This is a genomic window from Pseudomonas sp. xss_2, from assembly GCF_043104195.1.
GTDB lineage: Bacteria > Pseudomonadota > Gammaproteobacteria > Pseudomonadales > Pseudomonadaceae > Aquipseudomonas > Aquipseudomonas urmiensis.
In genome coordinates this window covers 150815-175735 of record NZ_JBICKL010000081.1, presented here as the reverse complement: position 1 = coordinate 175735, position 24921 = coordinate 150815, and the positions used below count along the sequence as shown (strand labels likewise).

The following is a 24921-nucleotide window of genomic DNA, read 5'->3' as shown; positions in this document are numbered from 1 at the left end:
TGTAAAGCGGCCCCCCATTCTCAGGGGTTACCGGCAGTGAAATTCGGTAGCCCGCCAAGCGGCCGGTCGAACTGATACGGAATCGACTCCAGCGACAACCCGACATTACGCTGCACGACAAAATGCAGGTGCGGCCCGCTGCTGTTACCGGTATTGCCCGACTTGGCCAGGACCTCGCCCTGCCCCACCCGCTGACCTTCCCCCACCACCACCGATCCGCGCATCAGGTGCAGGTACACCCCCATGGTGCCGTCCGGGTGCAGGATGCGCACAAAATTGCCGGAAGGATGGGTGCCGCGTCCGCTCTGGCTGTTCTCAATCTTCACCACCACCCCGCCACGCGCCGCGACGATAGGCGTACCTTCAGGCATGGCAATGTCCATGGCGTAGCGGCCTTTGGCGCCAAAATGGCTGTAGCGACCGTTCGGCCCTTGGGTCAGACGGAATGGCCCACCCCGCCAGGGGAACGGGTAGCGAAACGCCTGGGGGCGCTGCACCGGGTCGCCCATGGCATAGTTCAACTTGCTCTGATAGCCCAGCTTCGCGCCTGGCCGCACCTTCACCACGCTTAGCACCTGGGTCGAGCGCGGCGGTAGCACGCGCCGGACAATACGCGGTGCATTGCCGCCAAGGGCATTGCTCAGGCGCAGCAGTCGTAACTCGACCTCAACAGGTGCGAATAGCTCGTTACGCGCCGAAAACCGAACGCCTCCTGCGAAGGCCTCAGTGTTTAGGCGTACCTGGCCTTCCAAACGTTCGACCATCGGTTCGCGGAAAATCAGAGGTTTGGCGCCCGCGCTCGGCCGCTCGGAATAGGACACCACTCCGAATTCGTCAGTGGTCTTGTAGATGGTCATGCCCAGGCTCGACGCTGAGGCCAGGAGCAAGGCACAAAACAGCAGCAGGCGGCTGGGCATGATAGTGGCTTTTTGACAGGTTAGATCTGTCGAAGCCTAGCAGCCCAGTACCGGGGTGTAGGTGCAGTTGGTCGCCTGGATCAGGCAGTGCGCGCCTCATCGCGGGGCAAGCTCGCTGCCACGAGCTGGGCTTGCCCCGCGATGAGTCCTGAACCGGCGCTCAAGCGCCCGGGGTGAAGTGCTTCTGGGTAGTCCCGCGGGCAATCAGCCGCGACAGGTAGTCGAGCTTCTGCGCATCCTGGTCGACGAACTTGAACGTCAGCTGCAACCAGTCGCTCTCTGGCTTGGGCTCCAGCGCTGCTACGGCATGCAGATAGCCGTTGAGCCGCGCCACCTCGGCGTTCTCACCCTGCTCCAGGTCCAGCACCGCGCCTTCCAACACTTGTGGCAGATTGGCGCTACGACGCACGACCAGCAGCGCCTCCTTGAGGCTCAACGCCTTGATCACGCATTGCTGGGTGCCGCTGGACAAACGCAACTGGCCTTGGCCGCGCCCGCTCTGCGCAGCGGCAGCCGCCGTACGCGGTGTCGGGGCATTGATCAGCGGTTTGGCAGCTGCTGGAGCCGGCGCTGGCGCGACTTTGGCCGCTTCAGGCCGTCCACCGGTCAGGGCGCTGAGCGAATCGTTGGCGAACGCCGAATTGACCCGCGCCGGCCCACCTGCCAGCAGGCTGTCCAGCTTGCCGATCTTGCTCAGCGACTTCTTCACCTTGGTCAGCAGCTGCTCGTTGGTGAACGGTTTGCCGACGAAGTCGGAAACGCCGGCCTGAATCGCCTGAATAACGTTTTCCTTGTCACCGCGGCTGGTCACCATGATGAACTGCAGGGCTTTCATTTCAGGCTGCTGGCGGCACCAGGTGAGCAGTTCGAGGCCAGACATCTCCGGCATCTCCCAGTCGCACAGGACCAGGTCGTAGGTTTCCTTGCTCAGCATCGCCATGGCCTTGCGACCGTTGACCGCGTCTTCGATGACCATGCCGGGGAAGGCATTGCGCAGGCACTTCTTTACCAGGTCACGGATGAACGGCGCGTCATCCACAACCAGCACATTGACTTTACTCATCAACACTCCTCTTGATCCCGACTAGCATACCGCTGACTGATGGCCATTTGCCAAACCACTGGTCACGCCGGGAGTTCTCACATTGTTCGCGGGTGCCTGCTGGCTGCTCGACCGCAAACGAAAACGCCCGGCACAGGCCGGGCGTTCATGCTCGGGAGCAATCCTATTTATCGTCCGATTCAGCCGGAACATTAGCGATTTCAACCTCGACCCCGGCGTTGCCTTCGACTTCCGCCTTCATCCGCTTGAGGCCCAGGTGGCGCACGTCAGTGCCGCGCACCAGGTAGATCACCAGCTCGGCGATGTTGCGTGCGTGGTCGCCGATCCGCTCCAGCGAACGCAGGGCCCAGATCACGCTGAGGACACGCGAGATCGAACGCGGGTCTTCCATCATGTAGGTGACCAGCTCGCGCAGGGCAGTCTTGTATTCGCGGTCGATGGTCTTGTCGTACTGGGCCACCGACAGGGCCAGCTCGGCATCGAAGCGGGCGAACGCGTCCAGCGCGTCACGGACCATGTTGCGCACCTGATCGCCAATGTGGCGCACCTCGACGTAGCCGCGCGGCGACTCGCCTTCCTCGCACAGCTGGATGGCGCGACGGGCGATCTTGGTCGACTCGTCACCGATGCGTTCCAGGTCGATCACCGACTTGGAGATGCTGATGATCAAGCGCAGGTCGGACGCCGCAGGCTGGCGACGAGCGAGGATGCGCACGCATTCCTCGTCGATGTTGCGCTCCATCTGGTTGATCTGTTCATCGACTTCACGCACCTGCTGAGCCAGGCCAGAGTCGGCTTCGATCAGCGCAGTGACCGCGTCGTTGACCTGCTTCTCGACCAGCCCACCCATCGCCAGGAGGTGGCTGCGAACCTCTTCAAGCTCGGCGTTGAACTGCTGGGAGATGTGATGGGTAAGGCTTTCTTTGTTGATCATGCGTTCGCTCCGCGAGCTGCAAGCTTCAAGTGTGTTCGTGTGGGAGCGGGCTTGCCCGCAAAGCAGGCGCCTACGGCGCATGGCATGGGCTTCGCCCTTGTTCGCGGGCCAGCCCGCTCCCACAGGGTCCGAGTCGTTCCTGCGGCCTCTAGCCGTAACGACCGGTGATGTAGTCTTCGGTCTGTTTCTTCGCCGGGTTGGTGAACAGCGTATCGGTATCACCGAACTCGATCAGTTTGCCCATGTACATGAACGCGGTGTAGTCCGAGACACGCGCCGCCTGTTGCATGTTGTGGGTAACGATGACGATGGTGTACTTGGATTTCAATTCGTAGATCAGCTCTTCGACCTTCAAGGTCGAGATCGGGTCGAGTGCCGAGCACGGCTCATCGAGCAGCAGCACTTCAGGCTCGACGGCAATGGTACGGGCGATGACCAAACGTTGCTGCTGACCACCGGACAGGCCCAGCGCCGACTCGTGCAGGCGGTCCTTGACCTCATCCCACAGGGCCGCGCCCTTGAGTGCCCACTCAACGGCCTCATCGAGGGTGCGTTTCTTGTTGATGCCCTGGATGCGCAGGCCGTAGACCACGTTTTCATAAATGGTCTTGGGGAACGGGTTAGGCTTCTGGAACACCATGCCGACCCGCCGACGCAGCTCGGCGACGTCTTCGCCCTTGCGGTAGATGTTGTTGCCGTACAGGTTGATCTCGCCTTCGACGCGGCAGCCATCGACCAAGTCGTTCATGCGGTTGAACGTGCGCAGCAGGGTCGACTTACCGCAGCCGGACGGGCCGATGAAGGCGGTCACGCGCTGCTTGGGGATGTTCATGCTGACGTCGAACAACGCCTGCTTGTCGCCGTAGTACAGGGACAGACCGGGCACTTCGATGGCCACGGTCTCTTCGGCCAGGCGCAGGCTCTGCTTGTCGCGACCCAGGGCCGACATGTCGATGCCGTGGGTGTGGGATTCTTGCTGCATGGTCAACTCCATACGCTATCAATTCGTTTCAAAGCGCCGCCCGGCTCGCGGGCGGCATGCTTGCTAATCAGACTCAGTGGTCGAGCGCCTTGTACTTCTCGCGCAGGTGGTTACGGATCCACACCGCCGAAAGGTTGAGGGTGGCGATCACCAGCACCAGCAACAGCGCAGTGGCGTACACCAGCGGTCGCGCGGCCTCGACGTTCGGGCTCTGGAAGCCGACGTCATAGATGTGGAAGCCCAGGTGCATGATCTTCTGGTCCAGGTGCAGGTAAGGGTAGTTACCGTCCACTGGCAGCGATGGCGCCAGCTTGACCACACCCACCAGCATCAGCGGCGCCACTTCACCGGCGGCACGTGCCACGGCGAGGATCATGCCGGTCATCATCGCCGGGCTGGCCATTGGCAGAACAATCTTCCACAGCGTCTCGGCCTTGGTCGCGCCGAGGGCCAGCGAGCCCTCGCGCACGGTCCGCGGGATCCGCGCCAGACCTTCTTCGGTGGCCACGATCACCACCGGCACGGCCAGCAGGGCCAGGGTCAACGAAGCCCACAGCAGACCTGGAGTCCCCAGGGTTGGCGCCGGCAGGGCTTCAGGGAAGAACAGCCGGTCGATCGAACCACCCAGCACGTAGACGAAGAAGCCCAGGCCGAACACGCCGTAGACGATCGCCGGAACACCCGCCAGGTTGTTCACCGCGATGCGGATCAGCCGCGTTACCGGGCCCTGGCGGGCATATTCACGCAGGTACACCGCAGCCAGCACGCCGAACGGGGTGACGATCACGGCCATGATCAGGGTCATCATCACCGTACCGAAGATGGCCGGGAAGATACCGCCCTCGGTGTTGGCTTCACGCGGGTCGTCGCTCAAGAACTCCCAGACCTTGGCAAAGTAGGTGCCCAGCTTGGTGAAGGTACCCATGCCGTTTGGCTGATAGGCATGCACCACCTTGTCCAGGTTGATCTCGACTTCGCGGCCATTGCCATCACGGGCAACCAGGCTGTCACGGCTGAACTCGCTGTGCAGCGCGCCCAGGCGGTCTTCGATGGCCTTGTAGCGGCTGTTCAGCTCGGCGCGCTCGGCGTCCATGTCCGCCTGAGCAGCGGCGTCCAGCTTGCCGTCGAGCTCAAGCTTACGGCTGTGCAGGCGCAGGCGCTCCAGGCCATGGTTGATCGCGCCGATGTCTTTCTTCTCAAGGGTCTGCAGCTCGCCGGCCAGTTTGCTGGCACGCTTGAGGCGCGCTTGCAGTTCGGTCCAGGCCGCTTGGCCTTCGGCGACGACCTTGCCGTTCTCCTTGACGCTGACCAGGTAGCCGTAGAAGTTGCCCCATTCGCGACGCTCCAGGGCGATCAGTTCGGCGGGGGTGGTTTGATCCACCAGCCAGTCACCGACCACCCAGGTGAAGTCGCTGCCATTGAGGTCGCGGTTGCCGACCTTGATCAGCTCGCGGGTCATGAACTCCGGGCCGTTATCCGGCACCGGCAGACCGGCGCCCTTCAAGCGCGCCAGCGGTACTTCTTCCTTCTGTACCACTTCACCGATGACTACATGATCAGCCTGGCCCGGCACCTTATAGGTGGCCTGGATCAGGTCGGCCGGCCAGAAGTGGCCCAGGCCACGCACGGCGATCACCGCCAGCAGGCCCACGGTCATGATCACTGCGATGGCGACCGCGCCACCGCTGATCCAGACGCCGGGGGCGCCGCTCTTGAACCAGCCTTTGAGGGAATCCTTTTTCACGGATCTCTACCTTTCTATCAAAGCGACGAGTATTTCTTGCGCAGACGCTGACGAATCAGCTCGGCCAGGGTGTTCATCACGAAGGTGAACATCAGCAGTACCAGCGCGGCGAGGAACAGCACGCGGTAGTGGCTGCCGCCGACTTCCGACTCGGGCATCTCCACCGCGACGTTGGCGGCCAGGGTACGCATGCCTTCAAACAGGTTCATTTCCATGACCGGGGTGTTACCGGTGGCCATCAACACGATCATGGTCTCGCCCACTGCACGGCCCATGCCGATCATCAGCGCCGAGAAGATACCCGGGCTGGCCGTGAGGATGACCACGCGGGTCAGGGTTTGCCAGGGCGTGGCACCCAGCGCCAGCGAACCCAGGGTCAGGCTGCGTGGCACGCTGAACACGGCGTCTTCGGCGATCGAGTAGATGTTCGGGATCACCGCGAAGCCCATGGCGATACCGACTACCAGGGCGTTGCGCTGGTCGTAGGTGATGCCCAGGTCGTTGCTGATCCACAGGCGCATGTCGCCGCCGAACCACCAGGTTTCAATGAACGGGCTCATGTACAGGGCGAACCAGCCGGTGAATAGGATCACCGGGATCAAAATCGCGGCTTCCCAGCCATCCGGCACACGCAGGCGCAGCGATTCCGGCAGGCGGCTCCAGGTGAAGCCGGCCAGCAAGATACCGATCGGCATCAACAGGAACAGGCTGAACACACCCGGCAGGTGGCCTTCAAGGTACGGTGCGAGGAACAGGCCGGCGAAGAAGCCGAGGATCACCGTCGGCATCGCTTCCATCAGCTCGATCACCGGCTTGACCTTGCGGCGCATGCCAGGGGCCATGAAGTAGGCCGTGTAGATCGCTGCGGCAATGGCCAGCGGCGCCGCCAGGATCATCGCGTAGAACGCGGCCTTGAGGGTACCGAAGGTCAGTGGCGAAAGGCTCAGCTTAGGCTCGAAGTCGGTGTTCGATGCAGTCGACTGCCAAACGTACTTGGGCTCGTCGTAGTTCTCGTACCAGACCTTGCTCCACAGTGCGCTCCAGGACACTTCCGGGTGCGGGTTCTTCAGGCTCAAGGGCAGCAGCTTGCCGCCTTCTTCGATGAAGATACGGTTGGCGCGTGGCGACAGCGCGAGGATACCCGCACCTTCGGCGGCAGGCTCGACCAGCAGGGTACGATGCGCGGTGCTGTGGAACACGCCGAGCTTGCCGGCGCTGTCCAGGGCGATGAAACCTTTGCGGCGCTCTTCGGCGTCGATCTGCACCACCGGGGCGTTGCCCATCTGGAAGCTGCGAATCAGCTTGAAGCGCTGCTCGCCATCCGAGTCGCGGGCCATGAACCACTGGCTCAGGCCACCTTTGGAATCACCGAAGATCAGCGAGATACCGCCGACCAGCTGGGCACTGGCGGTGATCTCGGCCTGGCCGTCGTCGAGCAGCTTGTAGCGACCGTTGAGGCTCTTGTCGCGCAGGCTGAACACGTCGGCCTGGGCGCGACCGTTAACCACATACAGCCATTGTTGGCGCGGGTCGATGAAGATCGCCTTCACCGGCTCGGTCATTTGCGGCAGGTCGATGCGGTTCTGCTCGCTGGTGACCTCGCCGGTCATCATGTTCTCTTCGCGAGTCAGCTGGGTCACCAGCAGTTGCGAACCGTGCGAACCGGCTACCGTCACGGTTTCGCCGTTGACGTTGACGCTGACGTGCTCAAGCGCGCGGCCCTGCTCGTCGAGCACGAACGGTTCCTGGCCATACGGGAAATCGATGCCAGGGGTAATGGTCTTCTTGTTGTCCGGGTAGGTGATCTTGTAGGTGTGGTGGAACACCACCGCCTGACCATTGGACAAGCCCAGCACGATTAGCGGGCTACCCGGCTGGTCGGTACTGATCGACGTCACCTGGGCACCTGCCGGAACGGGCAGGTTCACGCGATTGATTTCAGCACCGCTCTTGGTGTCGAAAAACAGCGCCTGGCCTTTATCGGACACACGCATGCCGACCAGGTTTTGCTCCTCGAGGGCGATCATCAGCGGTTTGCCGGCATCCTGCTGCAGCCAGGTCGGCTCCAGGGCCTTCTTGCTGGTCAGTTCGGCGCCCTGGAACAGTGGCAGCACGACATAGGCCAGATAGAAGAAGATCAGGGTGATTGCCGCCAGCACGGCAAGCCCGCCCACCAGTACATACCAGCGGGTCAGGCGATCCTTGAACGCACGCATTTTGCGCTTGCGTTGCAACTCGGGCGTATTGAAATCAATCCGCACGGGGGGAGAATTTTGGGTCATGGTGGAGTTGGCCAGATCATTCATGCGCACACCCTAGCGGTCCCGTATTACAAAAACATGACAGTGCATTGACGCAAAAAAGCCCGCCGCTCAGGAGTTCTGGCTTCGGACCGAGAATGGGTGGGAGGGCTAGCCGCAGGCCAGCCCTCACCGGGGTCTCACTTACTTCTTGGCAACGTTACCGTTGTGCGACAGACCGAGGTCCGCCATGGCCTTGTCGACCACTTTCTTCGGCAATGGGATGTAGCCATCCTTGACCACGACCTGCTGGCCAGCTTGCGACAGGACCAGCTTGATGAACTCGGCGTCCAGCGGGGCCAGAGGCTTGTTCGGCGCCTTGTTGACGTAGACGTAGAGGAAGCGCGACAGCGGGTAGGTGCCGTTCAGGGCGTTGCTTTCGTTGTCTTCAACGAACTCGCCGCCTTCTTTCTTGGCCAGGGCTACAGTCTTGACGCTGGCGGTCTTGTAACCGATGCCCGAGTAGCCGATGCCGTTCAGCGAGCTGCTGATCGACTGCACGACCGAAGCCGAGCCAGGCTGTTCATTGACGTTAGGCTTGAAGTCGCCTTTGCACAGTGCTTCTTCCTTGAAGTAGCCGTAGGTGCCGGATACCGAGTTACGGCCGAACAGCTGCACTGGCTTGTTGGCCAGGTCGCCAGTCACGCCCAGGTCGCCCCAGGTTTTCACGTCGGCTTTGCCGCCGCACAGGCGAGTCGAGGAGAAGATCGCATCGACCTGCGCCATGGTCAGGCCCTTGATCGGGTTGTCCTTGTGCACGAATACGGCCAGGGCGTCGACGGCAACCGGGATGGCGGTTGGCTTGTAGCCGTACTTCTGCTCGAAGGCCTGCAGCTCGACGTCCTTCATCTTGCGGCTCATCGGGCCGAGGTTGGCGGTGCCTTCGGTCAGCGCGGGTGGCGCGGTGGAGGAGCCGGCCGCCTGGATCTGGATGTTTACGTTCGGATATTCCTTCTTGTAGGCCTCGGCCCACAGCGTCATCAGGTTGGCGAGGGTGTCGGAACCTACGCTGGAGAGGTTGCCCGAAACACCGGTGGTCTTGGTGTAGGTCGGGATTGCTGGGTCGACAGCGGCTACCGCATTGGCGGTGGCAACGCCAGCGGCGGCGAAGGTAAGGGCCGCCATCAAACGCTTCAGTTTCATGCCTTGCTCCTAGCAGGAATATTTGGGGTGTTGGATGGATCGGGCCCAAGTATCTGCAGGCCGCATGAACACGATATGACTCCAATGTGACAATTGGATGAAAGGCCATCACCGCGAATGCGGGATGGCCTTTCAGGATGTTTCAAGGCTATGCGGTGGTTGGGGCCGCTTTGCGGCCCATCGCAGGCAAGCCAGCTCCTACAGGGGCCGCGCAAGCCATGAGGTTGGCTCAATGCCTGTAGGAGCTGGCTTGCCTGCGATGGGCTGCAAAGCAGCCCCAAATCCTCAAGCCTTACCGATTACTCAGCGCTTGTTCGCCAACAGGTAAAGCCCCACCAACAGACCAACGGCACACAACCCCGCCACATAGTAAGCAGGCGCCATCGGGCTAAGCTTGAGCAACGCAGTCACCACCATCGGCGTCAGGCCACCGAAAATGGCGTAGGCGACGTTGTAGGAGAACGACAACCCACTGAACCGCACCACCGCCGGGAACGCCTTGACCATCACATAAGGCACAGCGCCAATTACCCCGACGCACAGGCCCGTCAGCGCGTACAGCGGGAACAGCAGGTCCGGCCGAGTCGGCAGGCTGTGGTAGAACGTCCACGAGGTCACCAGCAACGCCAGGCTGCCGATCACGAAGACCCGCCCAGCACCAAAGCGATCCGCCAGGCTGCCGGAACCAATGCAGCCCAGGCTGAGCAGCACGATCGCCAGGCTGTTGGCCTTGAGCGAGTCGGTCGGGCTGATGTGATAGAGACTCTGCAGCAGTGCCGGGGTCATCAGGATCACCACCACGACGCCAGCCGACAGCAGCCAGGTCAGCAGCATCGACAGGATGATCGCCCCGCGGTGATCACGCAGCACCGCGCGCAGTGGCAGCTCTTCAGCCAGCGCCTTGCGCTGCTGCATCTCGGCGAACACTGGGGTCTCGTGCAACCAGCGGCGCAGGTAGACCGCGAACAGGCCGAACACACCACCGAGCAGGAACGGAATCCGCCAGGCGTAATCCGCCACTTCCTCGACGGTATAAACCGTGTTGATCAGCGTCGCTACCAGCGAGCCCAGCAAAATCCCGGCGGTAAGCCCGGCAGTCAGCGTGCCGCAGGCGTAGCCGGTGTTGCGCGCCGGCACATGCTCGGAGACGAACACCCAGGCGCCCGGCACCTCTCCACCAATCGCCGCGCCCTGAATGACCCGCATCAACAGCAGCAGGATCGGCGCCCACAGGCCGATCTGCGCGTAGGTTGGCAGCAGGCCCATGATCAGCGTCGGCAGGGCCATCATGAAGATGCTCAAGGTGAACATCTTCTTGCGCCCCAGCAGGTCGCCGAAGTGCGCCATGACGATGCCGCCGAGCGGGCGCGCCAGGTAACCGGCAGCAAAGATGCCGAAGGTCTGCATCAGGCGTAGCCATTCGGGCATGTCCGGCGGGAAGAACAGCTTGCCCACCACCGTGGCGAAGAACACGAAGATGATGAAGTCGTAGAACTCCAGCGCGCCGCCCAGGGCGGACAATGAGAGCGTCTTGTAGTCACTGCGGGTCAGCGGCCGCGAGGGCTGCTCGATACTGCTGGGCACGGAGGTCATCGATTATCTCTTGTAGGTCGTGCAGGCCGCTTGGCACGCGGCTTCTGGATTGGTGAGCAGCGAAGATAGCAAATTGGCGCGCTACGCTCATAGCGATACAAAAACACTACAGATATTCATGAATGCGCGGTCGTCGCTGGCTGTGAGGCTCTATATACTGCCCATTCGTAGCAAAAGGTTGCTCCCGATGTGGGATGTTGTGCGAAAACGCCGGTCACTATGCTCAGGCGGTTTCGCAGAGTTTCCCTTCGGCCGCCCTGCGAAGCGAAATCAGCGTAGTATGTTTTTAGCTGAATCGATTTCTCGGCGTCCTTCATTGCGCCAACCAACGAAGCGTCACGGGTCAGAGGCCCCACGGCATGATTGAGCTCGAACAAGAAGATCCTATCCCGCAGGGCGACCTGGCCTTGCAAATTACTGCGTTACCCCGCGAAACCAACGGCTTTGGTGACATCTTCGGTGGCTGGCTGGTCGCGCAGATGGACCTGGCCGGCACCGCCATGGCCAGCCGTGTCGCAGGCGGCCGGGTGGCCACCGTGGCGATCGACCGCATGGCCTTCCTGGTCCCGGTAGCGGTAGGCGCACAACTGTCCTTCTATACCCAGACTCTGGAAATCGGCCGCAGCTCGATCCAGATGATGGTCGAAGTGTGGAGCGACGATCCGCTGTCCAGCGAATGGCGCAAGGTCACCGAAGCGGTGTTCGTGTTCGTCGCCATCGATGGCAGTGGCCGTACCCGTTCTGTGCCTCGTCGCTGAGCCTGGCTGGCGGTAAACTCGTTGCAAGGCAAAAGGTCCAAGGCCTACATGCAATCAACGAGACAAGCGTATGGCTAATTTCAAGGTCGAAACCGAGCTCCACGGCGAGCTCAATTGCTGGCGTATCAGCAGCGCTCATGCCGAACTACTGATCGCCCAGCAAGGCGCGCAGATCCTCAGCTATCAGCGAATCGGCGAGCCGCCGTTGCTGTGGCTGAGCGACCAGGCAATCTTCCGCCAGGGTAAATCCGTGCGCGCCGGGGTACCGGTGTGCTGGCCGTGGTTTGGCAACTTGCAGCGCAACCCCGAATCCGTCCAAGCCATGTATAAAGGCGACCAGGCTCCGGCCCACGGGTTGGCGCGCGGACGCGACTGGCAATTGCGCAGGGTCGAAGAGGTCGGCGCCAACCTTCAGATCGAGTTCGAACTGCCCGAGGCGCAAGGCGATCTGCCCGGCTGGGCGCATGAGGTCGAGTTGAAGCTGCTGATCGAACTGGGTGAGCAATTGCGCGTGACCCTGACCAGCTACAACCTGGGCAACGACAGCGTGACCATCAGCCAGGCCCTGCACAGCTACTTCGCCGTCAGCGACGTACGCCAGGCGCGCGTTGAGGGTGTGCAGGGGCTGGACTACATCGAGACCCTGGCCGATTGGCAGCAGCGCACGCAAACCGGCGCGCTGGGCTTTGCCGGGGAGACCGACCGGATCTATCTGCACACCCCTGAGCGCTTGAGCATTGTCGACCCGCACTGGAATCGACGGATTACCCTGGCCAGCAGCGGCTCGCGCTCGGCAGTGATCTGGAACCCGTGGACCGAGCGAGCCAAGGAGCTGGCGGACATGGCCGATGATGGCTGGCAGCGGATGCTGTGCATCGAGACGGCGAATGTCTGGGATGATGTGGTGGTGCTCAGGCCTGGGGCGAGTCATGCCCTAAGCGTGGTGATTGGCAGCGAGGCGCTCTGATCTGACCGACCTCATCGCGGGGCAAGCCCTCTCCCACGCCAGCCTCCTGATGACGTGGGCTGCGTGGGAGAGGGCTTGCCCCGCGATGAGGCCGGCCCAGATACCATCAGAGGTCGGCATCCTCCACCACCCTCACCTGCCCTGCATCCAGCGCATACGCCGCATCCGCTAGGTCATTGCTGACGGTTTCCACCTTCAACGTCCCGCTGACCCACAGCGGCGTATAGATGTCATCGATCTTCAACCCGTGCGGATAGCGCACCAGCACCAGCTGGTTGGGCGGCGGCGGCGGCACGTGGATGCAGGCCCCTGGATACGGCACCAGGAAGAACAATGTGCTGTTGCCCTTGGCATCGCTCTCCAGCGGCACCGGATACCCACCCAGGCGAATCTGTTTACCATTCATCGCCGCTACGGTCTTGGTCGAGTACATCACCGCCGGCAAGCCTTTGCTCTGCTTGAGGCCGCCCTTGTCGGTGAAGGTGCCCATAGCTTCCGGCGAGTTGTGATCGATTTCCGGCATCAGCTCCAGCGCCTTCTGGTCCGACTTGGGCATCAGTTCGAGCCAGTCGGTTTCAGGCAGTTCGGCGTGAGCCAGGCTAGCTACCAGCAACATCGGGATAAGGAAAAACGCACGCATAAAAAATGCCCGGCAACTCAGGTGGAATTGCCGGGCATTCTATCTGGAATCAGCGTTTCTTGATCAGACCGTAGATCACCAGGAGCACGACGGCGCCAACCAGTGCGCCGAAGAAGCCTGCCGCTTGCCCGGCCTGGTAGATGCCCAATGCCTGGCCGCCATAGGTGGCCAGCAGGGAGCCGGCGATACCCAGCAGGATGGTCATGATCCAGCCCATGCTGTCGTCCCCAGGCTTGAGGAAGCGGGCCAGCAGGCCGACGATCAGGCCGATGAAGATGGTTCCAATGATGCCCATGGCAATCCCTCTGATATGAAGATGAAACAAGCCAAAGCCTAGTCAGCGCTTTGGCTTGTTGCCATTTCAGAGGCCTTGCTGGCCACAGAGGTTCAATCAGCCGGCGATCAACGCCTCAACTTCGGCGATCTTGTCTTGCAGGGTGGCCATGTCCGAGCAACGCAGGGTGGCGTGACCGACCTTGCGGCCAACCTTGAAGGCCTTGCCATAGTGGTGCAGGTGGCAGTCGTCGAGGGCGACGATCTTGTCCACTGCCGGCACTTCGCCGATGAAGTTGAGCATGGCGCTCTCGCCGACCTTGGCAGTCGAGCCCAGCGGCAAGCCGGCAATGGCGCGCAGGTGGTTCTGGAACTGGCTGCACTCGGCGCCTTCGATGGTCCAGTGCCCCGAGTTGTGCACGCGTGGGGCGATTTCGTTGGCTTTCAGGCCACCGTCGACCTCGAAGAACTCGAATGCCATCACGCCAACATAGTCGAGCTGCTTGAGCACACGACCGACGTAGTCTTCAGCCAGCGACTGCAGCGGGTGGTCTTCGCTGGCCACCGACAAGCGCAGGATGCCGCTCTCGTGGGTGTTGTGCACCAACGGGTAGAAGCGGGTTTCGCCATCGCGGCCACGCACGGCCACCAGCGACACTTCGCCCGTGAACGGCACGAAGCCTTCCAGCAGGCATGGCACGCTGCCCAGTTCGGCAAAAGTGCCGACCACGTCTTCAGCGCTGCGCAGCACCTTCTGGCCCTTGCCGTCGTAACCCAGGGTGCGGGTCTTGAGCACAGCTGGCAGGCCAATGCTGGCGACTGCCGCATCGAGGTCCGCCTGGGACAGGATGTCGGCGAACGCCGGGGTGGGGATGCCCAGGTCGCGGAACATGCTCTTTTCGAACAGGCGGTCACGGGCGATGCGCAGCGCTTCGGCGCTCGGGTACACCGGGACGAACTGCGAGAGGAAGGCCACGGTCTCGGCCGGGACGCTTTCGAACTCGAAGGTGACCAGGTCGACTTCGTCGGCCAACTGGCGCAGATGGTCCTGGTCGCCGTAGTCGGCACGCAGGTGCTCGCCCAATGGCGCGGCGCAAGCGTCCGGCGCCGGGTCGAGGAAAGCGAAGTTCATGCCCAGCGGAGTGCCCGCCAGGGCCAGCATGCGGCCCAACTGGCCGCCACCGATTACACCGATCTTCATGTCGTAAGCCTCAAGCCTGACGCGGGTCAGGATTGTCCAGGACGGTTTCGGTCTGCTCCGTGCGGAACTGCTTGAGCGCCGCGTGGAACTGCGGGTGCTTGGCACCGAGAATGCTCGCCGACAGCAGTGCGGCATTGATCGCGCCAGCCTTGCCGATGGCCAGGGTGGCAACCGGAATACCGGCTGGCATCTGTACGATCGACAGCAGCGAGTCGACGCCCGACAGCATCGACGACTGCACTGGCACGCCGAGCACCGGCAGGTGAGTCTTGGCGGCGCACATGCCTGGCAGGTGGGCGGCGCCACCGGCACCGGCGATGATCACCTCGATGCCGCGGCCTTCGGCCTCATCGGCATACTGGAACAGCAGATCCGGGGTGCGGTGGGCGGAAACCACCTTCACTTCGTAGGGAATGCCGAGTTTTTCCAGCATATCGGCGGTGTGGCTAAGGGTGGACCAATCGGACTTGGAGCCCATGATCACGCCAACCAGTGCACTCATCGTCGAGCCTCTTCGCTTGTGCGCCCGCAGGCGCGTCAAAAAACAACAAGCCACGCGGGACGACCGGCGTGGCTTGTTTGCTGATCATGACCGGAATCTATCCGGTCGAGGGGCCGCGCAGTATAACGTAACGCGATAGCATCCCGGCACCCCTGGCGACCAACTGTCGGCCTTATTTTTCGGGGGTTTGGCTGACTTTTGGGTCAACTGCGCCACCTTCGAGCTTGCGCCACAGCAAGCGCACGTTGGCCTTGCGCACCAGGGCGCAGCGGTACAGGCGAATTTCCAGCGGCACGTGCCAGGCGCTGCTGCCGCAAACGGCCAGCTCACCGCGGGCCAGTTCGCCCTGCATCGACAGCCGTGGCACCCAGGCCACGCCCATACCCTCGAGGGCCATGCTTTTAAGGCTGTCGGCCATCGCCGTTTCATAGACAGTGGTATAGCGCAGGTTGCGCTGGCGCAGCAGTAGGCTCACCGAACGCCCAAGGAATGCTCCAGCGCTGTAGGCCAGCAGCGGCACGCTGGCGTCACCCTCCAGATCGAACAACGGCTTGCCGTCAGGGCCAACGGCGCACACCGGCAGCATCTCGGTAGTGCCCATGTGCAATGACGGGAAGATCTCGGCATCCATCTGCAACGCCGCATCGGGGTCATAGAAGGCCAGCATCAAATCGCAGCCGCCTTCGCGCAAGGCATGCACGGCATCACCGACGTTGGTCGCGACCAGGCGCGTGGCAATGTTCAAACCATCGTTGCGCAACTGCGCCACCCAGCGGGGGAAAAACCCCGACGCCAGCGAGTGCGCCGCCGCTACCTGGATAACCTCGCCCTGGCCACCTTCGAGGTGATGCAAATGGCGTAGAACTTCGCTCAACTGGTCGACAACCGTACGCGCCGTGACGAGAAACAGCTGCCCCGCCTCGGTCAGTTCGATTGGCGTGCGGGAACGATTCACCAAGGTCAGCCCGAGTGCCGCCTCCAGGCTGCGTATGCGTCGACTGAAGGCTGGCTGGGTGACGAAACGTCGCTCCGCCGCCTGGGAAAAACTACGCGTTGAGGCCAGCGCGCTGAAATCTTCCAGCCATTTGCTTTCGAGGTTCATGAAGCCATCTCCCGGCGTGCACCAAAATGGAACACGCTCGAATGTCAATTGACGTCACATCAATCACTATGCCGTTTGTGCATAGGTTAGCGTCTAACAGCATTGGCCGACAAATCTGCCCCGGCCTAGGATTGGCGCCATTCCGGCAGGTGCCGGGTCAAACTCGAGATGATATCCATCATGTCCTCCGCTGCATCGTTCCGCGTCGAAAAAGATCTGCTTGGTACCCTTGAAGTCCCTGCCGATGCCTACTACGGCATCCAGACTCTGCGCGCTGCCAACAACTTCCACCTCTCCGGTGTTCCGCTGTCGCACTACCCGAAACTGGTAGTCGGCCTGGCGATGGTCAAGCAGGCAGCTGCTGACGCCAACCGTGAGCTGGGGCACTTGAGCGATGCCAAGCACGCCGCCATCAGCGAGGCTTGCGCCCGTCTGATCCGCGGTGACTACCATGAGCAGTTCGTGGTGGACATGATTCAAGGCGGTGCTGGTACTTCTACCAACATGAACGCCAACGAAGTGATCGCCAACATCGCGCTGGAGGCCATGGGCCACCAGAAGGGTGAGTACCAGTACCTGCACCCCAACAACGACGTGAACATGGCGCAGTCGACCAACGACGCCTACCCGACCGCGATCCGCCTGGGTCTGCTGCTGGGTCACGACGCCCTGCTGGCCAGCCTCGACAGCCTGATCCAAGCCTTCGCGGCCAAGGGTAAAGAGTTCGACCACGTCCTGAAGATGGGTCGTACCCAGCTGCAAGACGCCGTGCCGATGACCCTCGGCCAGGAATTCCGCGCCTTCGCTACCACCATGACCGAAGACCTCAACCGTCTGCGTTCGCTGGCGCCGGAACTGCTCACCGAAATCAACCTGGGTGGCACCGCCATCGGTACCGGCATCAACGCCGACCCGGGCTACCAGATGCTGGCAGTACAGCGCCTGGCGACCATCAGCGGCCAGCCACTGGTTCCGGCTGCCGACCTGATCGAAGCCACCTCCGACATGGGCGCCTTCGTGCTGTTCTCCGGCATGCTCAAGCGTACCGCGGTCAAGCTGTCGAAGATCTGCAACGACTTGCGCCTGCTGTCCAGCGGCCCACGCACCGGCATCAACGAAATCAACCTGCCAGCGCGTCAGCCAGGCAGCTCGATCATGCCAGGCAAGGTCAACCCGGTAATCCCGGAAGCGGTCAACCAAGTGGCCTTCGCCATCATGGGCAACGACCTGGCACTGACCGTCGCCGCCGAAGGTGGCCAGCTGCAGCTGAACGTGATGGAGCCGCTGATCGCCTACAAGATCTTCGACTCGATCCGCCTGCTGCAACGCGCCATGGACATGCTGCGCGAGCACTGCATCGTCGGCATCACTGCCAACGAACAGCGCTGCCGTGAACTGGTCGAGCACTCGATCGGCCTGGTCACCGCCCTGAACCCGTACATCGGCTACGAAAACGCCACCCGTATCGCCCGCGTTGCCCTGGAAACCGGCCGCGGCGTACTGGAACTGGTGCGCGAAGAGAAGCTGCTGGACGAAGCGATGCTCAACGACATCCTGCGTCCGGAAAACATGATCGCTCCACGTCTGGTGCCGCTGAAGGCGTAACCGACGACTGCAACCTGTCTCACCAGGTTTGAGGGACTAGACACCTCTCGACCTTTCAAGGGCCCGAGCGCACGCTCAGGGCCCTTTTTTTATCCCGGCCCTGAACAGACGCCCGGCACACAACTTGCTCCATAATGCTTCCCAACCCACGGGATTGCCGAGCATGCTGCACAGCCACCTGACCACCCTCAACGCCGTTTCGCTGATTCTCAAGGTTTTCCAAGAGAGCGGCTGCGATGCGTCGAGCCTGCTAGCCGGCAGCGGCATTGGCCCGGCGGACCTGGGTCATGCCGATGCGCGCATCACCACCCAGCAAGAATTGCAGGTGTGCGCCAACGCCGTGGCGCGGCGCGAGGAGATCGGCCTGGAGCTGGGCCGGCGCATGCATGTGTCGTGCTACGGCATGCTCGGTTACGCCTTGCTCTCCAGTGCCACTTTGGGTGACGCCCTGCGCCTGGCCCTGCGCTATCCGGCACTACTGGGAACAGTCTTCGAGCTTCGCCTGATCGACGATGGCCAGCGAATCTGGTTCAGCGCCAGCGATTACCGCGACAGCCCAGCGCTGGCGACCTTCAATGCCGAGTTCTGCCTGGTGTCGCTGAAAACCATCTGCGACGACCTGCTCGGCCGCCCGCTGCCGTTGCTGGCAGCACGCTTCGAACATGCCCAGCCCAGCTATCACGCGCTTTATAGCGGTGCATTCCCTTGCCCGTTGGGGTTTGCCGCCGGCGACAACGCCTTTGCCTTCGAACGGCGCTGGTTGGACATGCCGCTGCCGTTGGCCGACCCGGTGACCCACAAAGCCATGAGCGAGCGCTGCCGACAGTTGAACCTTGAGTTCACCGGGCGCCAGGCCTGGCTGGGGCGGATTCGCCAGTTGCTGATCCAGCAGTTGGACGCAGCGCCTGGGCTGGAAGGTTTGGCGCGACAGATGAACTGCTCGTCGCGCACCCTGCGCCGCCATCTGCAAGCGCTGGGCAGTAGTTATCAACAGCTGCTGGATGAGCTGCGCTTCGAGCGGGCCAAGCAGCTGCTGGCCGAGGACCAAATGCCGATTTATCGGATTGCCGAGACCTTGGGCTTCAGCGAGACCGCCAGTTTCCGCCATGCCTTCCAGCGCTGGAGCGGCGTGGCGCCCAGTCATTTTCGCGGTTGATCGGCAGCGACCCCATCGCGGGGCAAGCCCGCTCCCACGCAGTAGCGTTCACGCGTTGAATCCTCGTTGGAAATCCTCATGTGGAATTCACGTGAGGAATGCTCGTGTGGAATTCACGTGGGAGCGGGCTTGCCCCGCGATAGCGAAAGCACAAACGACAACGGCCATCGAACCTGGCCACATCGATCCCCTTTTGGCCACCACCATCGTTCTCCACCACCGGCCAGCCACTGACAATGGACCAACGCCAGTAACCCTCGGAGAACAACAAATGCTGACGATCTATTCCGATGATCACCGCCTGCACCACGGCCGTTGCGAGCTGATCGATGGCAAGCTGATGCCTTGCTTCGAGATGCCCTCGCGCGCCGATCATGTCCTTGATCAAGTCAAAAAGCGCAACCTGGGCCCAGTCCAAGGCCCGACCGATTTCGGCCGTTCACCGCTGCAGCGGATCCACAGCGCCGACTACCTGAACTTCTTCGAAGGCGCCTGGGCGCGCTGGGCCGCACTGGGCCATGACGGCGACTTGCTGCCGTTCACCTGGCCGGCACGCACCCTGCGCCAGGTCAAACCCACCGGGCTGCACGGCGAGCTGGGCTACTACAGCTTCGATGCCGGCGCGCCAATCACTGCTGGCACCTGGCAAGCAGCCTACAGCGCCGCGCAAGTCGCGCTGACTGCCCAGGCGGCTATCCAGCAAGGCGCCCATTCGGCGTTCGCCCTGTGCCGACCACCCGGGCACCACGCCGCTGGCGAAGTCATGGGCGGCTACTGCTACCTGAACAACGCCGCCATCGCCGCCCAAGCGTTTCTCGACCAGGGCCACAGCAAGGTGGCGATCCTCGACGTCGACTACCACCACGGCAACGGCACCCAGGACATCTTCTACAGCCGCAACGATGTGTTCTTCGCCTCGATCCACGGCGATCCGGTCGATGAGTTCCCGTTCTTCCTCGGCTATGCCGACGAGACTGGCGAGGGCGCTGGTGAAGGCTGCAACATCAATTATCCGTTGCCCGCCGGTAGCGACTGGGCGGCCTGGAGCCAGGCCCTGGAAGACGCCTGCCAGCGCATCGATGCCTATGCAGCGGACGTGCTGGTGATATCCCTGGGCGTGGACACCTTCAAGGATGACCCGATCTCGCAGTTCAAACTCGACAGCCCCGACTACCTGCAAATGGGCGAGCGCATCGCACGCCTCGGCAAGCCGACCTTGTTCGTGATGGAAGGCGGCTACGCTGTTGAGGAAATCGGCATCAACGCGGTCAATGTGCTGGAGGGCTTCCAGCGCGCCCAACCAGGAGCCAGGCCATGAAACGACTCAAGCGACTGTTTGCCCCCTTGCTGGTCGCCGGCCTTGCCGCTGGCGCCCTGCAAGCCCATGCCGAACAGCGCACCCTGCGCGTCTACAACTGGTTCGACTACATCACCCCGCAGACCCTGACCGACTTCCAGAAGGACAGCCAGGTCAAGCTGGTCTACGACATCTTCGACACCAACGAGGCGCTGGAAGCCAAGCTGCTCACCGGCAACTCCGGGTATGACGTGGTGGTGCCGTCCAACGTGTTCCTGGCCAAGCAGATCGAGGCTGGCGTGTTCCAGCCGCTGGAGCGCAGCAAGCTGCCGAACTGGCAGCACCTGGACCCGGCACTGATGAAGCTGATCGAAGCCAACGATCCCGGTAACAAGTTCGCCGTGCCCTACATGTACGGCACCGTGCTGATCGGCTTCAACCCAGACAAGGTCAAGGCCGTGCTCGGCGCCGATGCCCCGGTGGACAGCTGGGACCTGATCTTCAAGGAAGAGAACATCGCCAAGCTCAAGCAGTGTGGTGTGGCCCTGCTCGATTCGCCGTCCGAGATCCTGCCACTGGCGTTGAAGTACCTGGGCCTGGACCCTAATAGCGGCAAGCCGGATGACTACAAGAAAGCCGAAGCACTGTTGCTGAAGATTCGCCCGCACATCACCTACTTCCACTCCTCCAAGTACATGGCGGACATCGCCAATGGCGATATCTGTGTGGCCGTAGGCTACTCCGGCAGTTTCTCCCAAGCCGCCAACCGCGCGCGCGATGCCAAGAATGGCGTGGTGGTGGATATGCGCCTGCCCAAGGAAGGTGCGCCGATCTGGTTCGATATGCTGGCGATTCCGAAAGGCGCGGCCAATCCTGAGGATGCGCATGTGTTCATCAACTACCTGCTGCGCCCGGAGGTAATTGCGCCGATCAGCGACTTTGTCGGGTATCCGAATCCGAACAAGGATGCGACCCAGAAGGTCAGCCCAGCGATTCGGAATAACCCGAATCTGTATCCGACCGAGGAAGCTATGGCCAAGCTGTACACGCTCAAGCCGCTGCCACGGGATGCCGAACGGGCGCGGACTCGGGCTTGGACGCGAATCAAGTCCGGGACCTGATTGGAGATTTTGGGGCTGCGACGCAGCCCATCGCGGGGCAAGCCCGCTCCCACGATTCAAGCGCTCTAGGGATCATTGCGTGGGAGCGGGCTTGCCCCGCGATAGGCCGCAAAGTAGCCCCGGCTACCTCCAGGCCTTACGCAAGCGCATCAACGCATCGGCAATCTGCGCCTGCGGCACCGCCGCAAACCCCAGCACCAGGCCTGCCCGCTTATCCACAGGCACCTCGCTGTCCTCCAACCAATAACTACTCAGCGGATTCACCTCCACCCCTACCGCCTCGGCCTGTGCGACCAATTCACGCTCGCGGGCAAGGTTATCCACAGCCACTTTCACATGCAGCCCCGCCGACACCTCCGGCATCGCCCCCAAGCCGGCAACCCCCTCCGGCCACCCGGCCTTGAGCACATTGCGCCGGCTCAACGCCGCCCGGCGCATGCGACGGATATGCCGCAGAAAATGTCCCTGGGCCATGAACTGGGCCATCACACACTGGGTACCCACTTCCGAATGCCGCACCGCCAAGGCCCGGGCCTGACTGAACGCCTCGACCAAACGCTGCGGCAACACCAGGTAACCCAAGCGCAGCGCGGGAAAGGCAATCTTGCCGAAGGTGCCGACGTACAGCACCCGCCCCTGCCGATCGAGTGCCGCCAACGGCGCCAGCGGCGCGCCGCTGTAGCGGTACTCACCGTCGTAGTCGTCCTCGATGATCCAGCCATCCTGGCGCTCGGCCCAGGCCAGCAGCGACAAACGCCGGGCCAGGCTCATGGTCACCCCTGTGGGGTACTGATGAGCCGGCGTTACATAGGCCAAACGACAATCAGCCAGTTGTGCGAGCTTGGCGCAATCGAGCCCCTCGTCATCCACTGGCACCCCACGCACTCGCCCACCGGCGATGGCAAAGGCGTGCCCAGCGGCGCGATACCCTGGGTTTTCCACAGCCACCGCCTCGCCAGGCTGCAATAGCAGCTGTGCACAAAGGCTGATGGCCTCCTGTGCGCCACTGGTGATCACAATTTGTCCAGCGCTGCACGACATGCCCCTGGAGCGGCGCAGGTAGGCGGCAATCAGTTCACGCAGCTGAGGCTCTCCTGCCGGGTCGCCATAGCCTAGCTGCGCAGGCTCTGGATTTCGCCAGAAACCCGCTTGCAGCTTGGCCCACACGTCGAATGGGAATAGATCGAAGGCAGGGATACCCACCCGAAACGCCCGCGGTGGACCGCTTCTGGGCGCAGGCAAATGATGATTTTTCAGACGCTCAAGAGGCTCGCTGGAGCGGTCACTGCTGGACAAATCCACAGTATCAGACACAGGAAATGTGGATAAACCTGTTGATAACCCACGGGATAACCCTGTGGACAGTTGTGTGGATAGTTTTGGCAGCTGGCTTACATAGGTGCCGTCCCCTACCCGGCTTTCGATGTACCCCTCGGCATACAACTGGTCGTAGGCACGCACTACGCTGTTGCGCGAAAGCGCCAACATACTGGCCAGATCGCGGGTGGCCGGCAGCCGTGTGCCGCTGCTCAGGCGCCCATCCAGCACCCGCGCGCGCAAAGCCTGGTAGAGCTGCTGGCTCAGGCCGCGACGCTGGTCGAGGACGATCCCAGCAGGGTCGAAGGGCAACACGATGGGGCGATCGCTCATGGGATTGGACCTATCAAATCTGCCTTGAATGGCTCTTAACCTAGACCAATAGCCTGCCTAGGATGGGGCAATTCGACAAGGAACCTGCCATGTACAACAGCAAACCCCATCAGGAGCACGACCTTGGGCGCCTGCACCAGCAGATGCTGGAAACCCGCCTGGCCGTGCTGGTGACGCATGGCGAGCAAGGCTTGCTCGCCAGCCACCTGCCGGTGCTGATCGACACAGGCGAAGGCGAGTTCGGCACCGTCTACGGCCACTTGGCCAAGGCCAACACGCAATGGCAGGCGCTGGAGCAAGGCGGCGAAGCGCTAGTGGTGTTCGCCGGCCCCGACGCCTACGTCAGCCCGAGCTTCTACCCAAGCAAGGCCGAGCACCACAAGGTGGTCCCCACCTGGAACTACCTGGCCGTGCATGCCTATGGCTGCGCTCAAGTGATCCACGATGCAGCCGGCCTGCTGGAGATCGTCAGCCGCCTGAGCGACCTGCATGAGCAAGGGCGCAGCGAGCCGTGGAGTGTCAGTGACGCGCCCAGTGACTACATCGACGGCATGCTGCGCGCGATTGTCGGTTTCCGCTTGCCCATCACCCGCCTGCAAGGTGCGCGCAAGCTCAGTCAGAACCGCTCGGCCGAGGACATCGCAGGCGTGCGCGAAGGCTTGGCCAGCAGCGCCGATCATCAGGACCAACAACTTGCCGCGCACATGCGCCCACTCTGAAGGAATAGCCCCATGCCCACCGTCACCATCCGCCCGGTCAACGCCAACGACCACGCTGCCTGGCTGCCTCTGTGGCAAGCCTATCTGCGCTTCTACCAGACCGAGCTGCCCGCCGAGGTCAGCGCGGTAACCTGGCAACGCCTGCTCGACCCGCAGGAGCCCACCCATTCAGCGCTGGCCTGGGTCGATGGCAAGGCGGTGGGCATGGTCAACTGGATCTATCATCGTTCCAACTGGAGCATCGAAAATTCCTGCTACCTGCAGGATCTGTACGTAGACGCAGATCAGCGTGGCCTAGGTGTGGGCCGCCAGTTGATCGAACAGGTCTATGCCACAGCCAAGGCCGCTGGCTGCATCAAGGTGCACTGGCTGACTCACGAGACCAACGCTACCGCCATCAGCCTCTACGAGCAGGTCGCGGAACGTCCGGGCTTCATCCAATTTCGCAAAGCGCTGTAAGACAGGAGCCACATATGAGTCAGCTGTCGCAATGGAAGCCCGCTATCGTTCCTCAGGCCGAGCCCATCGAGGGGCGGTTCATTCGCCTGGAAAAGCTTGATCCGACACGCCATGGCGAAGACCTGTGGGAAGTGCTGCAAGGCCCCGAGTCTGACCCGGTGCTATGGAACTACCTGCCATACGGTCCATTTGCCGAGCGCGCCGCCTTCGATCGTTGGCTGGAGGGCAACGCGGCCAGCCGCGACCCGCTGTTCTATAGCGTCATCGACCGCACCAACGGCCAGGTACAGGGCATTCTCAGCCTGATGTCGATCGTGCCCGAGCATGGCCGCATCGAGATCGGCCACATCGCCTTTGGTGCAGCCATGCAGCGCACACCGAAGGGTACTGAAGCGGTGTATTTGCTGGGCAAGCTGGGTTTTGAGTTGGGCAATCGTCGCCTGGAGTGGAAGTGCAACAACGCCAACGCCCGTTCCAAGCGGGCAGCAGAGCGCTTTGGCTTTACCTACGAGGGGGTGTTCCGCAATCACATGGTGATCAAGGGGCAGAACCGCGATACGGCCTGGTATTCGATTACCGATCAAGAGTGGCCGGCGGTGGCGGCGGGGTTTGAACGGTGGTTGAGCGAGGACAACCAACCGGCCCAAGGGCAGGTGGAATCACTGCAAGCGTGTCGTGCACAGGTGAAGTGAGGCTGTCAGTACCACCGCTATCGCGGGGAAAGCCCACTCCCACGGGTAGGCTTGCCCCGCGATAGCGGTCAAGCACACAAAAAAAGGGGAGCTATCGCTCCCC

General features: G+C 62.3%; 23 protein-coding genes. 9 read left to right on the top strand and 14 right to left on the bottom strand.

Annotation, left to right across the window (positions count from 1 at the left end; translation table 11 throughout):
- Window positions 1-20: 20 nt before the first annotated feature.
- The 8 genes from ACF8K2_RS21200 to ACF8K2_RS21165 all read right to left on the bottom strand — a co-directional run bounded on the left by ACF8K2_RS21200 (window position 21) and on the right by ACF8K2_RS21165 (window position 10676).
- Complete coding sequence (locus ACF8K2_RS21200; protein ID WP_392467437.1) at window positions 21-917, bottom strand: M23 family metallopeptidase; 897 nt, start codon at window positions 915-917, stop codon at window positions 21-23.
- Between the two features lie 160 nt (window positions 918-1077).
- On the bottom strand, window positions 1078-1980 hold the full coding sequence (locus tag ACF8K2_RS21195; RefSeq protein ID WP_186553049.1) for a response regulator: 903 nt from the start codon (window positions 1978-1980) through the stop codon (window positions 1078-1080).
- Window positions 1981-2143: 163 nt separating this feature from the next.
- Window positions 2144-2914, bottom strand: coding sequence for a phosphate signaling complex protein PhoU (gene phoU, locus ACF8K2_RS21190; RefSeq protein ID WP_186553050.1), 771 nt, complete (start codon window positions 2912-2914; stop codon window positions 2144-2146).
- Window positions 2915-3062: 148 nt separating this feature from the next.
- Window positions 3063-3896 (bottom strand): phosphate ABC transporter ATP-binding protein PstB, encoded by an 834-nt coding sequence (pstB, locus tag ACF8K2_RS21185; RefSeq protein WP_186553051.1) that lies wholly within the window; start codon window positions 3894-3896, stop codon window positions 3063-3065.
- Window positions 3897-3969: 73 nt separating this feature from the next.
- The gene (gene pstA / locus ACF8K2_RS21180; RefSeq protein WP_264234051.1) at window positions 3970-5640 is read right to left on the bottom strand and encodes a phosphate ABC transporter permease PstA; all 1671 of its coding nucleotides are present in this window, start codon (window positions 5638-5640) and stop codon (window positions 3970-3972) included.
- Between the two features lie 17 nt (window positions 5641-5657).
- Complete coding sequence (locus tag ACF8K2_RS21175; RefSeq protein ID WP_392467434.1) at window positions 5658-7946, bottom strand: phosphate ABC transporter permease; 2289 nt, start codon at window positions 7944-7946, stop codon at window positions 5658-5660.
- A gap of 138 nt (window positions 7947-8084) precedes the next feature.
- A complete protein-coding gene (locus ACF8K2_RS21170; protein WP_186553054.1) occupies window positions 8085-9083 on the bottom strand; it encodes a phosphate ABC transporter substrate-binding protein PstS in 999 nt (332 codons plus the stop codon).
- Window positions 9084-9386: 303 nt separating this feature from the next.
- Window positions 9387-10676 (bottom strand): MFS transporter, encoded by a 1290-nt coding sequence (locus ACF8K2_RS21165; protein WP_186553055.1) that lies wholly within the window; start codon window positions 10674-10676, stop codon window positions 9387-9389.
- A gap of 359 nt (window positions 10677-11035) precedes the next feature.
- Between ACF8K2_RS21165 and ACF8K2_RS21160 the strand changes: the two genes are divergently transcribed.
- Together ACF8K2_RS21160 and ACF8K2_RS21155 are read left to right on the top strand one after the other, a co-directional pair.
- Window positions 11036-11434: an acyl-CoA thioesterase gene (locus tag ACF8K2_RS21160; RefSeq protein WP_003253317.1), complete on the top strand. Its 399-nt coding sequence runs from the start codon at window positions 11036-11038 to the stop codon at window positions 11432-11434.
- A 70-nt stretch (window positions 11435-11504) separates the two neighbouring features.
- Complete coding sequence (locus ACF8K2_RS21155) at window positions 11505-12401, top strand: D-hexose-6-phosphate mutarotase (protein ID WP_186553056.1); 897 nt, start codon at window positions 11505-11507, stop codon at window positions 12399-12401.
- Between the two features lie 106 nt (window positions 12402-12507).
- Here ACF8K2_RS21155 and ACF8K2_RS21150 read toward each other — a convergent pair whose 3' ends face one another.
- The 5 genes from ACF8K2_RS21150 to ACF8K2_RS21130 form a co-directional block, all read right to left on the bottom strand.
- The gene (locus ACF8K2_RS21150) at window positions 12508-13041 is read right to left on the bottom strand and encodes a DUF3299 domain-containing protein (protein ID WP_392467431.1); all 534 of its coding nucleotides are present in this window, start codon (window positions 13039-13041) and stop codon (window positions 12508-12510) included.
- Window positions 13042-13090: 49 nt separating this feature from the next.
- Complete coding sequence (locus ACF8K2_RS21145; RefSeq protein ID WP_119137131.1) at window positions 13091-13336, bottom strand: GlsB/YeaQ/YmgE family stress response membrane protein; 246 nt, start codon at window positions 13334-13336, stop codon at window positions 13091-13093.
- 96 nt (window positions 13337-13432) lie between these two features.
- Window positions 13433-14515, bottom strand: a complete 1083-nt coding sequence (locus ACF8K2_RS21140) for a 5-(carboxyamino)imidazole ribonucleotide synthase (RefSeq protein ID WP_186553058.1) — start codon at window positions 14513-14515, stop codon at window positions 13433-13435.
- A 10-nt stretch (window positions 14516-14525) separates the two neighbouring features.
- Window positions 14526-15017, bottom strand: a complete 492-nt coding sequence (gene purE, locus ACF8K2_RS21135; RefSeq protein ID WP_264234062.1) for a 5-(carboxyamino)imidazole ribonucleotide mutase — start codon at window positions 15015-15017, stop codon at window positions 14526-14528.
- 172 nt (window positions 15018-15189) lie between these two features.
- Window positions 15190-16119: a LysR substrate-binding domain-containing protein gene (locus ACF8K2_RS21130; RefSeq protein WP_186553060.1), complete on the bottom strand. Its 930-nt coding sequence runs from the start codon at window positions 16117-16119 to the stop codon at window positions 15190-15192.
- A 180-nt stretch (window positions 16120-16299) separates the two neighbouring features.
- Here ACF8K2_RS21130 and aspA point away from each other — a divergent pair, with 180 nt between their 5' ends.
- The 4 genes from aspA to ACF8K2_RS21110 all read left to right on the top strand — a co-directional run bounded on the left by aspA (window position 16300) and on the right by ACF8K2_RS21110 (window position 21298).
- Window positions 16300-17724: an aspartate ammonia-lyase gene (gene aspA / locus ACF8K2_RS21125; protein WP_186553061.1), complete on the top strand. Its 1425-nt coding sequence runs from the start codon at window positions 16300-16302 to the stop codon at window positions 17722-17724.
- 163 nt (window positions 17725-17887) lie between these two features.
- Window positions 17888-18880 carry an AraC family transcriptional regulator gene (locus ACF8K2_RS21120; protein ID WP_186553062.1) on the top strand — a complete coding sequence of 331 codons (993 nt, stop codon included), beginning with the start codon at window positions 17888-17890 and terminating at the stop codon, window positions 18878-18880.
- A 271-nt stretch (window positions 18881-19151) separates the two neighbouring features.
- A complete protein-coding gene (locus ACF8K2_RS21115; RefSeq protein WP_312151839.1) occupies window positions 19152-20198 on the top strand; it encodes a histone deacetylase family protein in 1047 nt (348 codons plus the stop codon).
- The gene (locus ACF8K2_RS21110; RefSeq protein WP_186553064.1) at window positions 20195-21298 is read left to right on the top strand and encodes a polyamine ABC transporter substrate-binding protein; all 1104 of its coding nucleotides are present in this window, start codon (window positions 20195-20197) and stop codon (window positions 21296-21298) included. The genes ACF8K2_RS21115 and ACF8K2_RS21110 overlap by 4 nt, the downstream gene beginning before the upstream one ends.
- Before the next feature lie 123 nt (window positions 21299-21421).
- Here ACF8K2_RS21110 and ACF8K2_RS21105 read toward each other — a convergent pair whose 3' ends face one another.
- Window positions 21422-22948, bottom strand: a complete 1527-nt coding sequence (locus ACF8K2_RS21105) for a PLP-dependent aminotransferase family protein (protein ID WP_392467427.1) — start codon at window positions 22946-22948, stop codon at window positions 21422-21424.
- 89 nt (window positions 22949-23037) lie between these two features.
- Here ACF8K2_RS21105 and ACF8K2_RS21100 point away from each other — a divergent pair, with 89 nt between their 5' ends.
- Genes ACF8K2_RS21100 through ACF8K2_RS21090 form a run of 3 tightly spaced genes read left to right on the top strand, consistent with a single transcriptional unit; the run spans window position 23038 to window position 24818 of the window.
- Window positions 23038-23667: an FMN-binding negative transcriptional regulator gene (locus ACF8K2_RS21100; RefSeq protein ID WP_392467425.1), complete on the top strand. Its 630-nt coding sequence runs from the start codon at window positions 23038-23040 to the stop codon at window positions 23665-23667.
- Between the two features lie 12 nt (window positions 23668-23679).
- Window positions 23680-24126 (top strand): GNAT family N-acetyltransferase, encoded by a 447-nt coding sequence (locus tag ACF8K2_RS21095; protein WP_312151844.1) that lies wholly within the window; start codon window positions 23680-23682, stop codon window positions 24124-24126.
- Window positions 24127-24140: 14 nt separating this feature from the next.
- Complete coding sequence (locus ACF8K2_RS21090; RefSeq protein ID WP_312151846.1) at window positions 24141-24818, top strand: GNAT family protein; 678 nt, start codon at window positions 24141-24143, stop codon at window positions 24816-24818.
- The last annotated feature ends 103 nt before the right edge of the window (window positions 24819-24921 follow it).